Source organism: Plantactinospora solaniradicis, from assembly GCF_042658085.1.
Taxonomy (GTDB): domain Bacteria; phylum Actinomycetota; class Actinomycetes; order Mycobacteriales; family Micromonosporaceae; genus Plantactinospora; species Plantactinospora solaniradicis.
In genome coordinates this window covers 1-536 of the sequence record NZ_JBHSPR010000169.1, presented here as the reverse complement: position 1 = coordinate 536, position 536 = coordinate 1, and the positions used below count along the sequence as shown (strand labels likewise).

Below are 536 nucleotides of genomic sequence, written 5' to 3'. Positions count from 1 at the left end.
TCGTTTCTACGGCGATCTCCTCGGCATGAGCCCTTCGCTCGAGACTTCGGGATACATCGCCTTCGACCTCGGGCCTGGCGCTGAGCTCGCTCTGTGGTCCGGTCAGTTCGAGGATCTGTCGCCTGGCGTCCCGCGTACCAGTGAGGTTTGCCTGGCCATCGAAGGTGGACGACCCGACGAGATCACCGCGATCTTCAAGCAGTGGCAGTCCAAGGGCGTCACGATCCTGCAAGAGCCGCACGATGTGGGGTTCGGCCTGACCTTCCTCGCAGGCGACCCTGACGGGAACCGTATCCGGGTCGCACCGAAAGACTAAAGGTGCACAATGCGGCAGGCGCGCACGTCAGGTGTCGCGCCTGCCGTTGTCTGCCTTCGAGAGGACGACGAGTGCCCCACGTCGACGGTGCACTTCTCGGAGGTGTACACCTGCGGGCTACCGCGATCTTCTCGGAGGTCATCTTGCTGGGTCAGCCACCTCGGCGCGTAACAGACATCCGGTGAGTGACATCCGCGCTGCCAGTCAGGCGAGAAGTCTC

The 536-nt window shown here is 63.2% G+C and carries 1 protein-coding gene; it reads left to right on the top strand.

Going from position 1 to position 536, the window contains the following annotated elements; genetic code table 11:
* On the top strand, nt 1–316 hold a 316-nt coding region (locus ACFP2T_RS48090; RefSeq protein ID WP_377434840.1), incomplete at its 5' end, for a VOC family protein.
* Between the last annotated feature and the right edge of the window lie 220 nt (nt 317–536).